Here is an 18595-nt window from a genome sequence, read left to right as displayed (position 1 = left end):
CCCACAGGCCGCCGAGGGTGTCGATGAACTGCTTCAGCTGCGAGGAGACGTTGCCGAAACGGGTCGGCGTGCCGAAGATGACGGCGTCGGCCCACTCGATGTCCGCCGTGGTGGCCTCGGGGACGTTGGCGGTGGCCGCGTGATTGGCGGCCCAGGCCGGGTTGGAGTCGATGGCGGCCTGCGGGGCCAGCTCGGCCACCTTCAGCAGACGGACCTCGGCGCCCGCCTTGACACCGGCGTCGTGCAGCTCCTTGGCGATCTCGGTGATCGTGCCGGTGGACGAGTAGTAGACGATGGCGAGCTTGATCGGAGTGGACACGGGTTCTCCATTTCGAGGGGTGTGCGGCGACGCGATAAGTCGACCGGTCACCTAAGCTAGACGACCGGTCTACTTCCGTCAATCGCGATCCCGCGAGGCCCACGGACCAGCGGGGTCGGCGTCACCCGTTCAAGGGCCGTCCACCCTGGTCAGACGCGGTATGCACGGATGAGCCGAAGGGCGGGCCCGGGAACGAGAAGTCCGGGGGCGTCCGGGGATATGGCGGACCAGGGGCCCTTCGTCCGGGGCAGGTACCCAGTGGTGGGGTCAGCTGATCGGGCAGACCAGCAGGGCCGTGCGACCGGCGGGGCCTGACCCGTGCGGCTGTGTGGCGGAGAGGCGGCCGACGCGAGGGTCGGCTACAACACCACGCGGCGGACGCGCAGTGCCGGGCCCGCGAAGCCGGGATGACCCTCGGGACGAACAGGGCGGTGTCCGCCACGGCTGGGGCGCTGTCGAGATCACCGGCCTTGGTTTGAGCACCCGCTGGACGGTCGAGCGGACATCCTCGTTGTGATCCGCCATCTCCGCGCGCCGACGTTGCCGGCCAGGCAGCCGCGGACGAAGCCGTTGTCGAGGGTGTCCCTGCCGAGGTACTCGAAGTGCGCCCGCAGCCGCTCCAGCGGAGGCCGTCCCGGCATGGTGAGCATGTCGAACCGCAAGCCGGCGGCGTACCGGTCCAGCGCCTCCAGGACGCTCCCGGGCGCTCTCCTTGCACAGACCACGGCCCCGATCGCCGGACCCCGCCGCGCCCCCGCCTTTCAGGTGAGAGAGCACCTAATCAATAGGTCATGTCGTGATCACGGCTAGCATGAATCCATGTCTGCCAAACGGCCCTATGTGTCTCCCCTGCGCCAGCAGGCAGCCGCCCGCACCCGCGCGGAGATTCTGCGGTGCGCCACCGACCTGTTCGCCGAACGCGGTTACGGCCGGGTCACCGTGGCGGACATCGCCTCGGCTACCGGGGTCTCCGCCAAGACCGTCTTCGCCAGCGTGGGCAGCAAGGGCGACATCCTGAACGCGATCGTCGATCAGGGCGTGGTCGCGTCGGACTACGAGGTGACCATGCGGCAGGTACTCGCCCTGCGCACGCCGGAAGCCGTCCTGGAGACGCTAGCCCAGGGCACTCGGACCGGCAATGAAGGGCAGTTCCGGGTGCACGAAGCGATCCGGGCGGCTCTGCCCGTCCATGAGAACGGCGCGGCCCTGTGGGAACGGGCGACCTCCGCCTACCGGGAGGCCCTGCGGACAGCCGCTCACCACCTGCACACCCTCACCCCCTCGCCGGACCTCCCCGAGCAGGAGACTGCGGATCTCCTCTGGTTCTGGTTCGGTCCGTCCGGCTGGCGCACCCTGGTGATAGAGAACGGCTGGTCGTGGGAGCGGGCAGAGACCTTTCTGCGGCACACGGCCGTCGCCACCCTGCTCTCTCAGGGATCGGCGCCAGAACACCGGCCGCCGCAGTAGCGCGGTGACCGGTCCGGCATGTCGTCGGATTCTCGTTCCTCCGTGCTCGCGGCCGGGTACGGCATACGTGCCTCGCGTCGTCCGGCGCCGACATGACAGGGGAACACCCGAACAGTAAGCGGGTGGGCACCACTCACCGTCCGCACGGGCTCCGGCCTGACGTGTTCGAGGCGGGCGTGGCCGACGAACGCCGCCGGTGTACGTTGCCGAAGCGCATCGCAACGTCGCTGCGCCCGTGACCGGCGTGCGGCCCTGCGGAGTGGCTGTGACGTCGTTCGCGTACACCGGCGCGGTCCGGTGGTTGAACCGTGCCCAGCGGAGCCTGCGCTGGAGTAAACGGCGACCGGCGAGCCGTCCGCCGTGGTGCCGGTGCGACGATGATGACGCCGTGCGCCGGTACTCGGCCGAGCCGAGACGGCCATTGCGCGCGGGTGATCAGGAGGGCCACGACCTCCTCCGGCGAGGTGCCGACCCCCCTTCTCCGGTTGTCCGGTCGGCGCCCTACCGCCGCACGGCTCACATGCCGGCCGCCTCCCGTCGGCGCGGTGCGCCGAGCGAAGAGGGCACCCCGTTCACACCGTGTTGGCCTGCGGCAGCGCCGCCGCGGCCTCGGCTGCTCGCGCCGAGACCTCGGAGGCGGCTCGTGCGGCCCGGCCGGTCAGTCGCCAGGACAGCATGCGCATCCCGGCGGCCGGTCCGGGGGGAAAGACGCCCAGTTGACCGAGCATCGTGATGTCGTCCCGCACGGCTTCGTGCCGGACGACCTTGCCGTCGCGGAGGTCCAGGACGTGGATCTGCTCGAAGTCGATCTCCCGGTCGGTGGGAGGCACGACCTGCTCGACCCCCTGGTCGTTGAAGAGCACGAAGGCACCGGTGTGACGGCCCTGCATGCGCAGTCGAACCCACACCTGGGAGTCGCTGGTGACGGTGTCGGTGACGGGCAGCCGGAGGTCGCTGAACGCGAACCGCATCCACGCGCCGGAGGCGAGCACGCCCGACGGGCCGGGGATCCGGCAGGCAGGAGGAGACACCGCGGCTTCGCGGTTGTGGAACTCGTCGTGGACGACTTCGGCGGCCAGCGCCGGGTCACCGGTCTCCAGGATTTTGAACAGTGCGTGACCGAGGTCGGAGGCGTGCATCGCCATGTGGTCGTGCCTTCCCTCTGCGGTGGGCTGCGGACGGACACCCGAGAGGGGACCCTCCAATTAAGGTAACACCTTACCTATTGAATAGGCGGCGACTGAATCGACCGAAGCTGTCGGCGACCTCGGGGCCGGTTTCAGATGAACAGCACGCTTTCGATGTCGATGGTGACGAGTTCCGTGTCCCGGAACACCGTTCCGTCCTCGCCGAGCCGGAAGACACGGCGCCGGGTCGGAACCATGATCCCGTCGAACTCTTCGTACGCGGAGGGAAAGTGCGCGGCGGCGCCCGCGTTGATGACCTCGGGCGTGTAGTCGTGTCTGCGCAGCAGGCCGTCCGGGCCGAAGTAGAACACCTGCTCGCGGCAGTGAGTCGCGATGTGGTCCGGGAAGGTGACCCGCAAGCGCCTCCAGGTCTCTGCCTCCACGGCGATCGGAGACAGTTCGACGGCCTCGAACCCGGCGGAGCCGAAGGTGAACGGGGACGTCAGGTAGGTCCACATGGCGTATCCGGCGAAGTAGGCGACCTGCAGATCGTCCCAGGGAGCCCGCACGTCGCTCGGGAACGAGGCGCGGGGGTCGTACCGCTCGGCCTTCACCTCACCGCCGACCGTCTCCACGGCCACCCGGTCGGCGGTGAAGGAGGTCCGCAACCGGGGGGCGGTGAAGGGATAGTGGCTGGCGTGTTGCCGGTGCAGGTCGAGCCGCACGGCCGCATGGCGCAGGATTCCCTCCCGCCCCTTCAGCCGCCACAGTGAACCACCGAGCCGGAAGTGCACCGTGGCCGAGCCGTACCGGTCGTACCGGTCCAGGCCGCCGTGCGCCTCGATGACGGTGCCGACCAGATCACGCATGGGAGAACTCCCTTCGAGGAGGGCCGTGTCACTACGCCTCACCCGCGCCGGCCTCCTCCGTCGCGTGGGCGGCCGGCACCGGGGCGGGGGTGCCACGCTCGTGGACGTGCGGCGCCGGTGTGCGGTCGATCCGGAGGCTGAGCAGTTCCGGACGGCTGTAGTGGCCGCGCGAGTCCATCAGGCGCTTGCGCAGGTCGATCCGGGCCAGGTCCAGGTCCGCGACGACCTCGCCCTCCCCCGAGGTGAGCGGCTCGCCCACGAGAAGGCCCTCGGGGTCGACGATGGCGGTGAAGAAGCCACCGGAGACCGCGGCGACGGGTCCGCCGGTGTCCGCGGCGATCTGCGCCTGCTGGTCGGCGTCGAGCCAGGCGGTCGCGTTGACCACGAAGCAGGCCGCTTCCAGTGCGTGCTGGCGGATGTTCACCTCGATCTGGTCGGCGAACCGCCGGCCGCCGAAGGCGCCGGGGTACATCGCGGCGTGGATCTGCTCACCGTCGGCGATCAGGGCGTAGCGCGCCAGCGGCAGGTTGTGTTCCCAGCCAGGCGAGCTGGCCTATGCGGCCGACGGCACTGTCCACCGCGCGCAGGCCCGAACCGTCGCCCTGACCCCAGACCATCCGCTCGTGGAAGGTGGGTGTGATCTTGCGGCGGCGCTGGATGAGCGTGCCGTCCGCGTCGAACAGCAACTGTGTGTTGTAAACGGTGCCGCCGTCACGCTCGTTGACGCCGACGGAGACGACCATCCCGGCTTCGCGGGCTGCTTCGGCGATCGCCTCGGTCTCGGCGGACGGTACGGTCACCGATTCCTGAAGCAGACGGATGTGTTCCCTGGCCGTCATGTAGGGCGGCTGCAGGAAGGAGAAGTAGGGGTAGTAGGGGACGACGGTCTCGGGGAAGACCGCGAACCGGACGCCCTGCTCGCCCAGCTCGCGGATCTTCCGCACGATCTTGGCGGTGGTGCCGGCGCGGCTGTGGAGCACGGGGCTGATCTGAACCGCGGCGGCTCGTACGACTGTCATGAACGGTCTCCTTCGGGGTGGGGGTGGAGGTGTCCTCGCGGAACAGGCCGCGCGTCCTGGAAACGCGCCGGCGCTGAGGGCCCCTGGGGGCAGGCGGTCAGCGGCCGGGGAAGCGCCGCGTGATCTCCTGGAGCACCCAGCCGTTGCCGTCCGGGTCGCTGAAGGTGGCGTAGGAGCCGTAGCTGGCGCGCTCCGGGTGCGGGCCGGCGATCCGCTCCTGACCCTGGCCGTCGTGCACGACGTCCCCGGCGTCGTGCCCGTGGAAGAAGAGGCCCTTGCCGTCGTGGAACACCTCGCTCACCTCGATGCCACGGCCCACGAGGTCCGCGCGGGCCTCTTCGACGTCCGTGACGACGAGGTACAGACCCTGGGCCGAACCCGGCGCGGCCGTGGTGAGGCCCTTGCCGAAGATGATCGAGGCCTCGGAGCCGGGCGGCGTGAGGTGGACGACCCGGTAGTCGTCGGTGACGTCCTTGGCGAGGTCGAGCCGGAATCCCGCCTTCTCGTAGAAGGCCCTGGCGCGGTCGACGTCCGAGACGGGCAGGACAAGAAGTTCCAGTTTCATGGTCATTTCTCTGATCACTTTCGTTGAGCGGGCACATCAGCCCAGGTAGAAGTCCTTGCGTGCCGCCACGAACTCCTCGATCGTCCGGGCGGGGGCGCCGGTCAGACGCTCGACGTCGCCGGAGGCCCGGTCGTACCGGTTCTCCTGATGCAGGCGGCACATGGTGACGATGTGCTGCTCGACGTGCGGCGGCAGGCCGATCGTGGAGAGCACCTCCTCGCGCCACCGGTCGAGCGGCACGTCCACGTGCGACACCGGCCGCCCCAGCGCCTTCGAGAAGGCCTCGGCCATCTCCGTCATGTCGACGGTGCGCGGGCCGGTCAGTTCGTAGACGTGCCCCACGTGCGGAGCAGGCTCGCGCAGTACGGTGGCGATCACCCCGGCGACGTCGTCCACGGCGACCGGCGAGGTGCGCCCCGCGCCGAAGGGCAGCTCGATGGTGCCCCGCGCGCGGATCGTCCGTGCCGGGAGCGCGGTGAACAGCGGGTTGTCCAGGAACGACGTCGGGCGGATGTGGACCACCGGCAGGCCCGACCAGTCGAACACCTGCTCCGCCAGCCAGTGCAGCCGTTGCTGCCGGGACTCCGCGGTGCTCGTGGCGGTCATCTGCGACACGGTCATCTGCGACAGGTCGACCAGGGCGTCCAACTCGCCGTACTCCCGCGCGACGCTCGCCACGACGGTCGCCGCGAGCAGGTGGTCCGGTGAGACGGGCATGGCGAAGTACATGCTCCGGGCGCCCTCCAGGGCGCTCGCGACGGTCTCGGGTCGTGTGAGGTCTCCGAGGACGACCTCCGCCCCGAGGGCACGGAGCTGCGCGGCCCGGTCGTCGTCCCGGCGGACCATGACACGCACGGGTACGTCCTGTGCGCGCAGCCTTTCGACGACGTTGCGGGCCACGCCGCCCGCGCCTGTGATGAGGGCGGGGTGATCGGCAGCCATAGGTCTGTCTCCTTCTGTGTGACGAGGGGATCGCCCCCCCACCTGCATTAGGAGCATATGCGCGTAATGCGGGAGAGGCAAGGTGTGCACCGGGAGACCACGCGGCCCCTTCGCCGGTTTACTTGACGCGGCAAGTTGATGTAATACTTGATCCGTCAAGCACTCACGTCTCGGCGGCAACCCATGACGGACCGCCCGCGCCGCCCAGGGAGGGCACCATGACGGCCCCGGCCTTCGAGGTAGGTCTGAACTCGTTCGGAGAGGTCGCCTCGGACGGCGGCCGGACACTCGGCGACGCCGAGACCGTGCGGCTGCTCGTCGAGGAGGCCAAGCTCGCCGAGGCCGCGGGGCTGGACGTGTTCAGCATCGGCGAGCACTACCGGGCGGGTCACGTCGACAGCGCCACCCCCGTCCTGCTCTCCGCGGTGGCCGCCGCGACCGAACACATCCGCCTGGGCACGTCCGTGACGGTGCTCAGCACCAACGATCCCGTGCGGCTCTACCACGAGTTCTCGACGCTGGACGCCGTGTCGAACGGCCGTGCCCAGCTCGTGCTCGGCCGTGCGTCGGCCACGGAGTCGTTCTCCCTGTTCGGCTACGACCTCGCCGACTACGAGGCGCTGTTCGAGGAGACCCGCAGCCGGTCGGCCAGCACTCCCTGGGACTCGTCGCCGACACCGACGAGGAGGCGGTCGAGACCTGGTGGCGGTACTGGCAGCCGGTCGTGACCGCGCTGGCGCAGGAGCGAGGGTTCTACGCACCCACACGTGAGCGCTACGAAAGGGAGATCGACCACGGCGCGCTGTTCGTCGGATCCCCGGACACCGTCGCCCGCAAGATCGCCAAGATGGCCCGCGAGCTGCGGCTGAGTCGCTTCGACCTCAAGTACGACGTCATGCACCTGCCTCGGCAGGCCCGCGCCCGCACGATCGAACTGCTGGGCCGCGAAGTCGCCCCACGGGTCAGGGAACTGCTCGCCGAGGAACCGGCCGCCCTCGGCTCGGAGACGGCCTGAGCGACGGCGGCACGCTACCGGGGGAGAAGCCCGGCCTCTTCTCCCCCGCCACCGAAGCGGTCGGACCGCCTCGGCACCGACACCCCGCCACCGGTGTCAACCGGTCGTGCTCTCCCGTACCAGGAGCCTGTGTGCCGCGGTCATCTCGTGCGGACCGGGGCGGGTGGCGCCGCGCGGCGAACCGTGGATCTGTTGTTGCAGCATCTCCACCGCGACCCGGGCGATCTGCTCCTTGTCGGGGGAGACGGTGGTGAGCGTGGGGGTGCTGTAGCGTCCGTCCTCGATGTCGTCGAACCCCGCGACGGCCACGTCCTGCGGTACGCGCAGGCCACGGGCGAGTGCGGTGCGCTGAGCCCCGAGGGCCAGCAGGTCGTTGAAGCAGAAGACCGCCTGCGGAGGCTCGTCCAGGGCGAGCAGCCTTGCCATCGCTTCGGCACCGTCGGACCGGTGGTAGGAGTCCGTCGGCGGGGCGAGCGCCTCGTCGTAGGGCAGGCCGGCCGAGTGCAGGGCCTCCTGGTAGCCGGCGAGCCGGAGGCGGGCGGTGTTCGCGCTCGGGTTCGTCTGCCGTCCGATGGCGGCGATACGGGTGTGGCCGAGTGACAACAGGTGCTCGGTCACCTCCCTCGCCGCCAACTGGTTGTCGATGGCCACGTGGTGGGTGGGGCCGTCGATGACCCGCTCGCCCAGCAGGACGAGCGCGGTGCCGGCGTCGCGGTCGGCCAGTTCCTCCCGCCCGACCGCGATCGGGCTGAAGATCAGGCCGTCGACGCGCTGCGCGCGGATCCCTTCGAGCACCTGGCGTTCCCGCTCCGGCCGACCGTCCGTCTGCTCGATGATGACGGTCCAGCCTCGCTCGGCCGCCGCGTCGATGACGAAGCGCGTCAGCTCCGCGAAGTACGGTGCGTCGAGTTCCGGCAGGGCGAGGGCGATCACACCGGTGCGGCCCTGACGCAGGTTGCGGGCGGACAGGTTCGGGCGGTAGTCCAGTTCCGCCAACGCGCGTTCGACCTTCTCCCGCGTCGGCGGCGCGACGTAGGTGAAGCCGTTCACCACGTTCGACACGGTCTTCACCGAGACTCCGGCCAGGGCCGCGACGTCCTTGAGACTTGCTCCCACCAGATCACCTTCCACTGCGCCCGGAGAAGGCGCTTGCACTAGCGCGTCGAGGGCCACACTCGCAGACGGCCGGCCCCTGGCGGCAACCGTTTCCCCTCCGCGGCCGGGGCCACCCTTCGAATCCATGCGACCCGAGCACTTTACGACGCTGTTTCAACGATGTAATCGTAGCTCCTCACAGACGGCGGCACGTGTCGTGTCCGTGGTCGTCGCCCTCTTGGCCCGTGGCCGGAAGCGGCGGCGGTACGGGCGCGCCCGCCAGTCGTCCGACAGAACCGAGGAGTCCCCCGTATGGCCACAGCCCGTCTCACCCTTGACCCGGCGTTCGCGACCGGCACCGTCGACCGCAGGCTGTTCGGCTCTTTCGTGGAGCACATGGGCAGATGCGTCTACACCGGCATCTTCGAGCCCGGGCATCCCGCCGCCGACGAGGACGGCTTCCGCACCGACGTCCTCGATCTGGTGCGGGAGCTGGGCGTCACCACCGTGCGCTACCCGGGCGGCAACTTCGTCTCCAACCACCGCTGGGAGGACGGCGTCGGGCCCGTGTCCGAGCGGCCCCGGCGACTCGATCTGGCGTGGCGCAGCCTGGAGAGCAACGCCTTCGGCCTCAACGAGTTCATGGCCTGGGCCGGCAAGGCCGGGGTGCAACCCATGATGGCGCTCAACCTGGGGACCCGCGGCGTCGGCGAGGCGCTGGACCTGCTGGAGTACAGCAACCATCCCGCGGGGACCGCCCTGTCCGATCTGCGGCGCTCCCACGGAGTGGCCGACCCGCACGACGTCCGCATGTGGTGCCTGGGCAACGAACTCGACGGCCCCTGGCAGATGGGCCACAAGACCGCGCACGAGTACGGACGGGTGGCGGCGGAGACGGCCCGCGCGATGAAGCGGTTCGACCCCGGGCTGGAGCTGGTCGCCTGCGGCAGCTCCAACGCCCACATCGACACCTTCGCCTCCTGGGAGGCCACGGTCCTCGAACACACCTATGAGTTCGTGGACTACATCTCCCTGCACGCCTACTACCAGCCCGAGGAAGGTGACCTCGACTCGTTCCTGGCCAGCGGCGAGGAGATGGACCGCATGATCGCCGCGATCACGGCCACCGCCGACCACGTCGGCGCCCGCGTCCGCAGCGACAAGAAGATCAAACTGTCCTTCGACGAGTGGAACGTCTGGTACCAGAGCCGCTTCGGCGGTGAGTCCTCCCTGCCGTGGCGGGAGGCTCCCGAGCTGATCGAGGACGTCTACGACGTGACCGACGCGGTGGTCGTGGGCAGCCTCCTGATCACCCTGCTCCGGCACGCCGACCGCGTGGGGGCGGCCTGTCAGGCCCAACTCGCCAACGTCATCGCGCCGATCATGACGCGGGCGCAGGGTCCCGCCTGGCGACAGACCATCTTCCACCCCTTCGCCCGCACCGCGCGCCACGCCCGCGGGACCGTGCTGCGGGTGGAACCGGAGTCCCCGCTCGTGGACACGGCGAAGTACGGCCCGGTCCCCGCCCTGTGGGCGACGGCCACGCATGACGAGGAGAGCGGCGAGGTGGTCCTCTTCGCGGTGAACCGCAGCCGCCGGGAGGACCTGGCCCTGTCCGTGGATCTCCGTGCCTTTCCCCGGCACCGGGTCGCCGAGCACGTGGTCCTGCACGACCCGGATCCGACGGCAACGAACACCGAGGCCGCCCCCGACCGTGTCCGGCCGAGGGCCGTGGCGGGCACCAAGACCGACGACCGCGGCCTCGGCGCCGAACTGCCGCCCGTGAGCTGGACCATGATCCGCCTCACCGATGCCTGAGCCCAGGCACGGCACCGCTGTCCCGGCCGACGAAGAACCCATCCCAAGGAGCACAGCATGCGCAGCACTACTTCACCCCTCCCGCCGGTTCCGCGCAGAGCGTTCCTCGGCGCCGCCGCCGGTGTGACGGCCGCCGGCTTCCTCACCGCGTGCGGCGGGGGCACCAAGGTGGGGGCCGGACAGGGCGACGCCGCCGACGCGCCGGCCTTCAGCGGGGGCGAGTACAAGGGACCCAAGGTCACGCTGGAGTACTGGAACGGCTTCACCGGCGGCGACGGTCCGCACATGCAGGCGATGCTGGCCGCGTTCAACAAGGAGTACGAGGGGCGCATCTCCGTCAGGAACACCACCCGGCGCTGGGAGGACCTCTACCCCGCCCTGCCGACCGCCATCAGCGCAGGCAAGGGTCCGGACGTCGCCGTCATCCACAACGACCAGATCGCCACCTTCGCCGTACGCGGCACGCTCATGCCGCTGGACGACGTCGTGTCCGCCCTGAAGCTCACCGAGTCCGACTTCATCCCCGCCGTGTGGCAGGCCGGCGTCTTCGGGGGCAAGCGCTACAGCGTTCCGCTCGACGTGCACTGCCTCGCCGACTACTGGAACGTGCGCCATCTGACCCGTGCGGGCCTGCGCGAGGCGCCGGGCGACCGCGCGGGCTACGAGGACGCGCTCGCGGAGCTGAGGTCCGCGGGTGTCTCCCACCCCTTCTGGATGCCCAACAAGTGGCCCGCGCACCTGATGTTCATGAGCCTGCTGTGGCAGTTCGGCGGGGAGCTGTACGACGCGGAGGGCACGCGGGCGCTCTGGGGTTCGGACGCCGGCGAACAGGCCCTGGGCTGGATGGTGGAGCAGATCCGCAAGGGCTACAGCCCCGCCCAGGTCGCGCAGGACTCCCAGTACAACGCCTTCAAGAACGACAAGGTCAGCTTCACCTGGGACGGCATCTGGCAGATCAACGACCTCAAGTCGACGGCCGGAAAGATCAAGTGGGACCTCTCGGCCGTACCCACGATCGGTTCGACGCCCGCCGTGTGGACGGCCGGCCACAACTTCGTGCTGACGTCCCAGGCCGGGCGGGACAAGAACAAGGTCCAGGCCGCGAAGTTCTTCATCGACTACATGAGCGAGCGGTCCACGGAGTGGGCCAAGGCCGGCATGATCCCCGCCCGCAACAGCGTGCGCGCCCGCCCCGAGGTGGCCCGGCTGCCGCAGACGCCCCTCGCGCGGGACGTCGACGTCTTCCGCTTCCTGCCCGCGCTGCCCGGACTCGGAGACGTGCAGAGCAAGGCACTGGAACTGGCCGTCCAGAAGGCCGTCCTCGGCCGGCAGTCGCCGGCCGACGCCCTGGCCGACGGCGTGCGGACCGCCAACAAGATCCTGGCCGAGAACAAGCGGAAGTACGCGAAGTGAGGCAGACCCGGTGCGACGGCTGACAACACCGCCGTCCACCACGGGTGCACCGCGAGTCCCGGACCGCGCCGCGGTCCGGACCGGCTCACGGTCCCACCAGTGGTGGACCCCCTACGTCTTCATGGCACCGTACCTGGTGCTCTTCCTCACCTTCGTGCTCGTCCCCATCGGCTACGGCCTGTGGATCAGCCTGCACGAGTGGGACATCAATCTGCCGGCCAAGCCCTTCGTGGGACTGGACAACTACCGGGAGCTGTTCGATCCGCAGGGCGTGGACGGCCCCCGCTTCTGGCAGGCCATGCGCGCGACCGGCGTCTTCACCCTGCTGTCGACGCCCTTGCTGCTCGTCGTGCCCCTGTTCACGGCCCTGCTGATGAACGGGAAGTTCCGCGGACGCAACCTCTACCGGGCCGTCTACTTCGCGCCGTACGTCCTCGGCGTGGCGGTCGTCGGTCTCCTGTGGCGGTTCTTGCTCGACGGCAACATCGGCCTGGTCAACCACTATCTGGGTGTCATCGGCCTGCCGGACGACATCCAGTGGACCACCGACACCCCGGCCGCCTGGTGGGCCCTCGTCCTGGTCACCGTGTGGTGGACGCTCGGATTCAACTCCGTCATCTACCTCGCCGGACTGCAGGACATCCCCGCCGAACTCTACGAGTCCGCCAGGGTCGACGGGGCGGGCGCCTGGCAGCGGTTCCGGTACGTCACCCTTCCCGGCCTGCGGCCCGTGGCGCTGTTCGTCGTGAACTCCACGCTGCTCGCCTCGGCCAACATGTTCGGCCAGTCCTACATCATCACCGGGGGCGCGCCCGCGGACGAGACCAAGACCGCCATCTTCCTCATCGCGGAGACCGGTCTGCGACGCTTCGAGATGGGGTCGGCCTCCGCCATGAGCTTCGTTCTGGCCCTGGCTCTCATGGCGGCCAGCGCCGTGGTCTTCCGCGTCTTCCGCGAACGCCAGGAGGAGCGATGACCGGTACGACGACACGACAACGGCCGCCCGCCACCGGCCCCTTCCCCGGCGAGCGGCGGCCCCCGGAGAGGGCGCCCCGCGTCGCCCGGCGCCTGCGCCGGTCCCTGCTCCACCTGGTTCTGGCCGTCGTGGCCGCGCTGTACCTGAGCCCGCTCCTGTACATGCTGGTCACCTCGTTCAAGACGGGTGAGGCCGCCGGGTCCACGGATCCGCAGTGGGTCCCCTCCCCCGCCACGGTGCAGGCCTACCGGCACGTCCTCGGCGCCACCGACAGCCCGGTCGGACGGTGGCTGCTCAACAGCGTCCTCGCCGCCTCGGCGCACGCCGCACTGGTGCTCGTCACCGCCACCCCCGCCGCCTACGCGCTGGCGCGGATGCGGTTCGCAGGCCGGCGGGTGTTCTTCACGTCGATCGTCGCGACGCTGTTCGTGCCGCCCATGGTGCTGCTCATCCCGAACTTCCTGATCGTCAACGAGCTGGCCTGGGTGGACAGCCTGCCCGCGGTGATCGTCCCGGGCGCGGCGAGCGCGTTCGGGGTGTTCTTCCTCCGCCAGTTCTTCCTCACCTTGCCGGCCGAACTGGAGGAGGCCGCCGAACTCGACGGCTGCAACAGGTGGCAGATCTTCGTCAAGGTGGTCCTGCCCCTGTCCAAACCCGCGCTCACCACGCTCGGCATGCTCGCCTTCCTCGCCAACTGGAACGACTTCCTGTGGCCGCTGTACGTGCTGCTCAGCCCCGAATCGCTCACCCTGCCCGCCGGACTCGCCAACTTCCAGAACGCCAACAACATCCACTACGACCTGCTGATGGCGGGCGCGGTCATCGCCAGCGTGCCGGTCCTGCTGCTGTACGTCGTGGCGCAGCGCTGGGTGATCGAGGGGGTCTCCCGGTCGGGCCTCAAGGGATAGCGGACCCCGGGCCGCATGACGGGGCCGACGGCCGGCGTCAGGTCACCAGGGGCAGGTGCGCGCCCGTGGTGCCGAGCCGCTCCACGACCACGACCTGGGACACCGGCCGGGTCACGCCCTTGGGTCACGTCTGAGACGAGGCCGATGGCGCCGGCCGCCAGGCACCGGGCGGCGGACAGCAGGGCCCTGGCGAGGGCGTGGTCGGCGTCGGTGAACTCAGCCGCGCCGATCTGCCGCGTGTTGTCCTTCAGAAGCCCCGCGCCCGCCTTGTCGGCCAGCAGGTTCCAGGTCTCCGAGTGGAACTCGTGCCCGAGCCGGGTCCGGCCGGCCTGGGCCGAGCGGGCCGGGCGCCCTCGCGGACGAAGACCCGGATCGAGCACATGTCGGGCGTCAGGGCATCGAGAGCCGGCCGGACGAGCAGCGCGACCCGGCCCGGTACTGCTTCCCGCACCCGGCTGCCCGGAGGTCGGAAGTCCCGGTCAAGAGCGCCGAGTTCGCCCGCCCCGGTCAGGTGCCCTCACTTCAGGATTTCCAGCAACCGGTCCGCCAGTATCGCCGCCGAGTGCGGGTTCTGCCCGGTGATGAGGTTGCGGTCCTCCACCATGTACGGCTCCCACATCGGGCCGCGGCTGTACTCGACCCCCACCTTGTCCTTCAGCTCGTCCTCCAGCAGCCACAACGCCCTGGAGGCCAGTCCGACGGCTTCCTCCTCGTCGTTGGTGAAGCCCGTCACCCGGTAGCCCTTGAAGGGCGACTCCCCGCGGATCCTGGTGGACAGCAGCGCGGCGGGTGCGTGGCAGACGATGGCCAGCGGCCTGCCCGAGGCGAGCTGCGCCGTCAGAAGCCGGCCGGCGTCGGCGTCGTACGCCAGGTCCGACATCGGACCGTGCCCACCGGGCAGGTACACCGCGTCGTAGTCCTCCAGGCGGACGTCCGACAGCTTCAGCGGCCGGCGCAGCTCCTCCGCGGAGCGGATGACCGCCTCCAGCTCCAGCGCCCCGTCCTCACCACCGGCCATGGAAGGACGCAGGCTCATCATGTCGACGTTCGGGGTCACACCCCCCGGCGTCGCCACCACGACCTCGTGACCGGCTTCCGTGATCGCCTTGTACGGCATCGCGAACTCCTCGGCCCAGTAGCCGGTCGCGTACCGTGACCCGTCCTTGAGCACCCAGTAGGTCGCCCCGCTCACGATGAACAGCACCCTGGCCATCAGCGCGTCTCCTCTTCGTCCGAGATCGATGTCCTGTAGGAGGACGCGAACTTCTTCAGCCTAGGTATGGCTCCGTCCGGGCGCATGCGGGCGGGAGGCGCGCCGCCGCGCTCTGCAGCGGACCGGCACCGGCACCCCGGGGAGCTCCGCGCGGTGTGAGCCGCGTACCGTGCGTGGCGCTGCACCACGCCCGCACCCGCACCGGCCCGGAAGGACGAGCCCCGTGCTCACGTCGTACGCCGCCCACTTCGACACGCCCGCCGGGTACCTCGACTTCGCACGCTTCGGACCGCCGTCGCGGGACGCCGTGGCCGCGAGCGCGCGAGCCCTGGAGGAGTCCGCCAGCGCCGACCACACCACCGTGGACGTCCTGATGCGGGCGGAAGAGGCCGCCCGGGACACGGCCGCCCGGCTGGCGGGCACCGACGCCCGGCACACCGTGCTGCTCCCGAACACGTCCACCGGCCTGTTCCACGCCGCTCTCGGCATCCGGGAAGGCGTGGTCCTTACGCCGCGCACCGACTTCCCGGCCAACCACTATCCCTGGCACCGCGCCGCGCACCTGGGCCGGGCCGCACCACGCCGGCTCGACCCGGCGCCCGGCGCCGGTGTCACCCCCGACCTGGTCCGCACCGCGCTGACCGATGACGTGGTCGCCCTGTCCGTCAGCGCCGTGGACTTCCGTACCGGCTTCCGCGCCGACCTCGCGGCGCTGCGCGAGGCGATCGGTCCGGACCGGTTGCTGATCGTGGACGCCATCCAGGCGTTCGGCGTGGCCGCGATGCCCTGGGACGCGGCGGACGTAGTGGTGGCGGGCGGCCAGAAATGGCTGCGCGCGGGCTGGGCCACCGGCTTCGCCACGCTGTCCGACCGGGCGCTGGAACGCCTGGAGCCGGTCCTCACCGGCTGGACGGGGGTCGAGGACGCCGGACTCTTCGACGGGACGGCGCACCCGCCGGCCCCGGACGCGCGACGGTGGTCGATCACCCATCTCAGCCCGGTGACGGCCGCCGCGTTCGCGTCCGCGCTGACCCTCGTCGAACGGCACACCGTGGTGGCGATCGAGGCCGCGATCGCCGCGCGCATCGCCGAACTCACCGAGACCGTCCAGGGGTGCGGGGGCCGCGTCCTGTCCCCCGCCGATCCGGCGCGGCGCGCGGGCATCCTCTCCTTCACCGTGCCCGGCCACGAACCGTCCCTCGTGGCGAAGGCGTTGCACGCCGAGGGCGTCACTCCGACGGTGCGCGCCGACTCACTCAGGTTCTCCCCGCACGCCTCGACCCCGCCCGAGGTGTCCGACCGGGTCGCCGCCGCGCTCTCGTCGCTGCGGAGCTGAGACGGCCGGCGGACACGCGCACCCGCTTCCTGAGGGGCGGCCGCCCGTAGTGCGCACCACGTGGGGCGGCCGCCCCGTCCCGCCACGAGGGGGTGGTGTGGCGGGGGCCTGTCAGCAGGTACACGTGCGGACCCGGGGTGTGGGTTCACGGTCTTCCCGGGCCCGCTGCCGTGCTACCGGCGATTCGGGTCACCGGCCCGTCGGGGTCTCGGCGGTCGCCCCGGTCTCCGCGCTGGGCACGGCGTCCGGCGCCGGCAGGGTGTGCGGGAACCCGATGCGGAGCACGAACGCGGTCAGCGCCGCGGCCAGCACGACGGCGGCGGCCAGGAGCAGGGCCTGGTGGTAGCCGTGGTGCAGCAGGGGCGTCGCCACCAGCGGGCCGAGGAGCTGCCCGACGGAGTACCCGGCCGTCAGCAGGGCCACGGCGCGCGGGAACCGCAGGTGCGCGCCGGCCGCCAGCGCCAGCGTGCTCACACCGATGAAGGTGGAGCCGAACAGCACCGCGGAGATCAGCGCGGGCGCCACGCCCCCGACCAGCGCGGGCAGGGCGATGCCCACGGCCTGGACACCGAGTGCGGCCAGCAGCAGGTCCGGCATGGACCAGCGGCGTCCCAGTCCGGCCCACACGGCGGAGGAGGGGATGGCCGCCAGACCCACCACCACCCAGGCGCCGCCGCCGATCCAGCCGGGGGACGTCTGGTTGATCGCCGCGACCAGGAAGGTGCCGGCGATGATGTAGCCGACCCCTTCCAGCGTGTAGGACACGAACAGGGCGCCGAACCAGCGGTGGGTGCGCGGCCCGCTCGTGCGTGCCCCCGGAGCGGACGTCGCGGGAGCCGGCTGGGCGGCGGCCTCCGGACGCAGGCCCCACGCGGCGAGCGTGAGCGTCGCGGCGAGCGCGGCGGAGGCCCACCACGCGGCCTGCCAGTCGCCGACCGTGCGCAGCGCGAGGACGAGCAGGCCGGAGAGGGCGATGCCGGACCCGACCCCGCCGAAGGCCCAGCCGGGCAGGTGGGCCGGGTGTTCACGCAGGTGGCTGAGCAGGGAACTGACGGCGATCACGAAGATCATCGCGCTGAAGAAGCCCGCACCGAGACGGAGCAGCAGCCAGATGACGCCGCTGCGGGTCAGCGGCATCCCCGCCAGGGTGGCCACCAGCGCGAGCAGACAGCCGCGCAGCACGAGCCGGGAACGCACCAGCCGCGGGGCGCAGATGCCGGCGAGCGCGCCGGCCAGGTATCCCCCGTAGTTCGCGGTCGCCAGGTTCGCTCCCGCTCCGGCCGACAGTCCGGCCTGCGCCTGCATCAGCGGGAGGATGGGGGTGTAGACGAAGCGGCCGACGCCCATCCCGGCCGCGAGCGCGGCGGCGGCCCGGAGGACGTGTGCCCACGGCGAACTCCGCGGGCCTCCCCGGGCCGGGTCCCGGGCCGACGAGGACTCGGTGACCGTCCGCCCCTCGCCGCCAGGAGCCACCGGCACGATGTTCCGCCTGCTTCCCATGCGGACAGGCTGCGCCCGCCGCCCGGCAGAATCCAGGACCGGTTTCCTCCCAGTTGAGAACCTGAGCCTCGCAGAAGGGCCGCCGTCGCGCCGAGACACGTGACACGGGGAAAGGTGTCCGCACGTGTCCGTACGTGTCCCGGCGGCCCCGAGCGCGCTGCGTCCCGGCCGGTCCGTTGCCCGGGCGGACCGTCCGTCCCGACATGCCGCCCCACCGGAGACGCGCCACCATTGGGGAGTCGCTCGACCAGCGAAGATCACTCTGGAGTATCGCCATGAGCAAACCGGATCAGAGGGTCGCCGTCATCACCGGTGCGTCCCAGGGCATCGGTGCCGCCCTGGTCGAGGGCTACCGCAAGCTCGGCCACGCAGTCGTCGCCACCTCCCGCGGCATCGCGCCCTCGGAGGATCCCGACGTCGTCGCCGTGCGGGGAGACATCGCGGACCCCGCCACCGCCGAGCGTGTCATCTCGGCCGGGCTGGAGCGGTTCGGCCGCATCGACACCTTGGTCAACAACGCCGGCGTCTTCGTCTCCAAGCCGTTCCACGAGTACACGCAGGCCGACTACGACACGGTCACGGGCATCAACGTGGCCGGGTTCTTCCGTATCTCCCAGTTGGCCGTCGAGCAGATGCTCCGGCAGGGTGGCGGCCACATCGTCCAGATCACCACCAGCCTCGTCGATCACGCCAGTTCCGCGACTCCCTCGGTGCTGGCCTCACTGACCAAGGGCGGCCTGCAGTCCGCCACCAAGGCCCTCGCCATCGAGTACGCGGACCGGGGGATCCGCAGCAACGCGGTCGCACTCGGCGTCATCAGGACGCCCATGCATCCGCAGGAGTACCACGACACCCTGGGGGCGCTGCATCCGGTCGGCCGGATGGGTGAGGTCCAGGACGTCGTCGACGCGGTTCTCTATCTGGAGAACGCCCCCTTCGTCACCGGCGAGATCCTGCACGTCGACGGCGGTCAGAGCGCCGGTCACTGACCCGGGGCGGCCACCGGACGCCTG

General features: G+C 70.8%; 20 protein-coding genes. 9 read left to right on the top strand and 11 right to left on the bottom strand.

The window, feature by feature from the left end; genetic code table 11:
• Together OO52_RS41725 and OO52_RS41720 are read right to left on the bottom strand one after the other, a co-directional pair.
• On the bottom strand, positions 1-319 hold a 319-nt coding region (locus tag OO52_RS41725; protein ID WP_030657416.1), incomplete at its 3' end, for a flavodoxin family protein.
• 461 nt (positions 320-780) lie between these two features.
• Positions 781-1044: a hypothetical protein gene (locus tag OO52_RS41720; protein WP_030657414.1), complete on the bottom strand. Its 264-nt coding sequence runs from the start codon at positions 1042-1044 to the stop codon at positions 781-783.
• A 94-nt stretch (positions 1045-1138) separates the two neighbouring features.
• Between OO52_RS41720 and OO52_RS41715 the strand changes: the two genes are divergently transcribed.
• Positions 1139-1786, top strand: a complete 648-nt coding sequence (locus OO52_RS41715; RefSeq protein ID WP_051819034.1) for a TetR/AcrR family transcriptional regulator — start codon at positions 1139-1141, stop codon at positions 1784-1786.
• 572 nt (positions 1787-2358) lie between these two features.
• Here the strand turns inward: OO52_RS41715 and OO52_RS41710 are convergent.
• From OO52_RS41710 to OO52_RS41690, 6 genes are all read right to left on the bottom strand, one after another.
• Entirely contained in the window at positions 2359-2931 is a 573-nt protein-coding gene (locus OO52_RS41710) for an ester cyclase (RefSeq protein ID WP_030657410.1), read from the bottom strand.
• 134 nt (positions 2932-3065) lie between these two features.
• Entirely contained in the window at positions 3066-3782 is a 717-nt protein-coding gene (locus OO52_RS41705; protein WP_030657407.1) for a hypothetical protein, read from the bottom strand.
• A gap of 31 nt (positions 3783-3813) precedes the next feature.
• Positions 3814-4266, bottom strand: coding sequence for a nitrilase-related carbon-nitrogen hydrolase (locus OO52_RS54115; RefSeq protein ID WP_267885038.1), 453 nt, complete (start codon positions 4264-4266; stop codon positions 3814-3816).
• A 4-nt stretch (positions 4267-4270) separates the two neighbouring features.
• Positions 4271-4801, bottom strand: a complete 531-nt coding sequence (locus OO52_RS54110; RefSeq protein WP_199820051.1) for a nitrilase-related carbon-nitrogen hydrolase — start codon at positions 4799-4801, stop codon at positions 4271-4273.
• A gap of 97 nt (positions 4802-4898) precedes the next feature.
• On the bottom strand, positions 4899-5372 hold the full coding sequence (locus tag OO52_RS41695; protein ID WP_030657405.1) for a VOC family protein: 474 nt from the start codon (positions 5370-5372) through the stop codon (positions 4899-4901).
• 30 nt (positions 5373-5402) lie between these two features.
• Positions 5403-6308, bottom strand: coding sequence for an NAD(P)H-binding protein (locus tag OO52_RS41690; RefSeq protein WP_030657402.1), 906 nt, complete (start codon positions 6306-6308; stop codon positions 5403-5405).
• Between the two features lie 218 nt (positions 6309-6526).
• Here OO52_RS41690 and OO52_RS53465 point away from each other — a divergent pair, with 218 nt between their 5' ends.
• Together OO52_RS53465 and OO52_RS53460 are read left to right on the top strand one after the other, a co-directional pair.
• On the top strand, positions 6527-7036 hold the full coding sequence (locus tag OO52_RS53465) for an LLM class flavin-dependent oxidoreductase (protein WP_051854397.1): 510 nt from the start codon (positions 6527-6529) through the stop codon (positions 7034-7036).
• Complete coding sequence (locus OO52_RS53460) at positions 7033-7323, top strand: hypothetical protein (protein ID WP_051847952.1); 291 nt, start codon at positions 7033-7035, stop codon at positions 7321-7323. The genes OO52_RS53465 and OO52_RS53460 overlap by 4 nt, the downstream gene beginning before the upstream one ends.
• 96 nt (positions 7324-7419) lie before the next feature.
• On the opposite strand, the gene OO52_RS41680 is transcribed toward OO52_RS53460, so the two are convergent.
• Positions 7420-8439: a LacI family DNA-binding transcriptional regulator gene (locus OO52_RS41680; RefSeq protein WP_030657400.1), complete on the bottom strand. Its 1020-nt coding sequence runs from the start codon at positions 8437-8439 to the stop codon at positions 7420-7422.
• A 291-nt stretch (positions 8440-8730) separates the two neighbouring features.
• Between OO52_RS41680 and OO52_RS41675 the strand changes: the two genes are divergently transcribed.
• From OO52_RS41675 to OO52_RS41660, 4 genes are all read left to right on the top strand, one after another.
• On the top strand, positions 8731-10236 hold the full coding sequence (locus OO52_RS41675; protein WP_030657397.1) for an alpha-N-arabinofuranosidase: 1506 nt from the start codon (positions 8731-8733) through the stop codon (positions 10234-10236).
• 57 nt (positions 10237-10293) lie between these two features.
• Positions 10294-11649: an ABC transporter substrate-binding protein gene (locus OO52_RS41670; protein WP_030657395.1), complete on the top strand. Its 1356-nt coding sequence runs from the start codon at positions 10294-10296 to the stop codon at positions 11647-11649.
• Positions 11650-11770: 121 nt separating this feature from the next.
• On the top strand, positions 11771-12625 hold the full coding sequence (locus tag OO52_RS41665; protein ID WP_234317350.1) for a carbohydrate ABC transporter permease: 855 nt from the start codon (positions 11771-11773) through the stop codon (positions 12623-12625).
• Entirely contained in the window at positions 12622-13533 is a 912-nt protein-coding gene (locus OO52_RS41660; RefSeq protein ID WP_078877456.1) for a carbohydrate ABC transporter permease, read from the top strand. The genes OO52_RS41665 and OO52_RS41660 overlap by 4 nt, the downstream gene beginning before the upstream one ends.
• Positions 13534-14050: 517 nt before the next feature.
• Here the strand turns inward: OO52_RS41660 and OO52_RS41655 are convergent.
• A complete protein-coding gene (locus tag OO52_RS41655; protein ID WP_030657389.1) occupies positions 14051-14746 on the bottom strand; it encodes a type 1 glutamine amidotransferase domain-containing protein in 696 nt (231 codons plus the stop codon).
• 223 nt (positions 14747-14969) lie between these two features.
• On the opposite strand from OO52_RS41655, the gene OO52_RS41650 reads away from it, so the two are divergent.
• Positions 14970-16082: an aminotransferase class V-fold PLP-dependent enzyme gene (locus OO52_RS41650; protein WP_030657387.1), complete on the top strand. Its 1113-nt coding sequence runs from the start codon at positions 14970-14972 to the stop codon at positions 16080-16082.
• A gap of 189 nt (positions 16083-16271) precedes the next feature.
• Here OO52_RS41650 and OO52_RS41645 read toward each other — a convergent pair whose 3' ends face one another.
• A complete protein-coding gene (locus OO52_RS41645; protein ID WP_051819038.1) occupies positions 16272-17429 on the bottom strand; it encodes a YbfB/YjiJ family MFS transporter in 1158 nt (385 codons plus the stop codon).
• A 428-nt stretch (positions 17430-17857) separates the two neighbouring features.
• On the opposite strand from OO52_RS41645, the gene OO52_RS41640 reads away from it, so the two are divergent.
• A complete protein-coding gene (locus tag OO52_RS41640; protein ID WP_030657385.1) occupies positions 17858-18571 on the top strand; it encodes an SDR family NAD(P)-dependent oxidoreductase in 714 nt (237 codons plus the stop codon).
• Positions 18572-18595: the final 24 nt, after the last annotated feature.

The organism is Streptomyces flaveolus, from assembly GCF_000716535.1.
GTDB lineage: Bacteria > Actinomycetota > Actinomycetes > Streptomycetales > Streptomycetaceae > Streptomyces > Streptomyces flaveolus_A.
The sequence above is the reverse complement of the archived record's forward strand: the minus strand, read 5'-3'. Positions and strand labels throughout refer to the sequence as shown.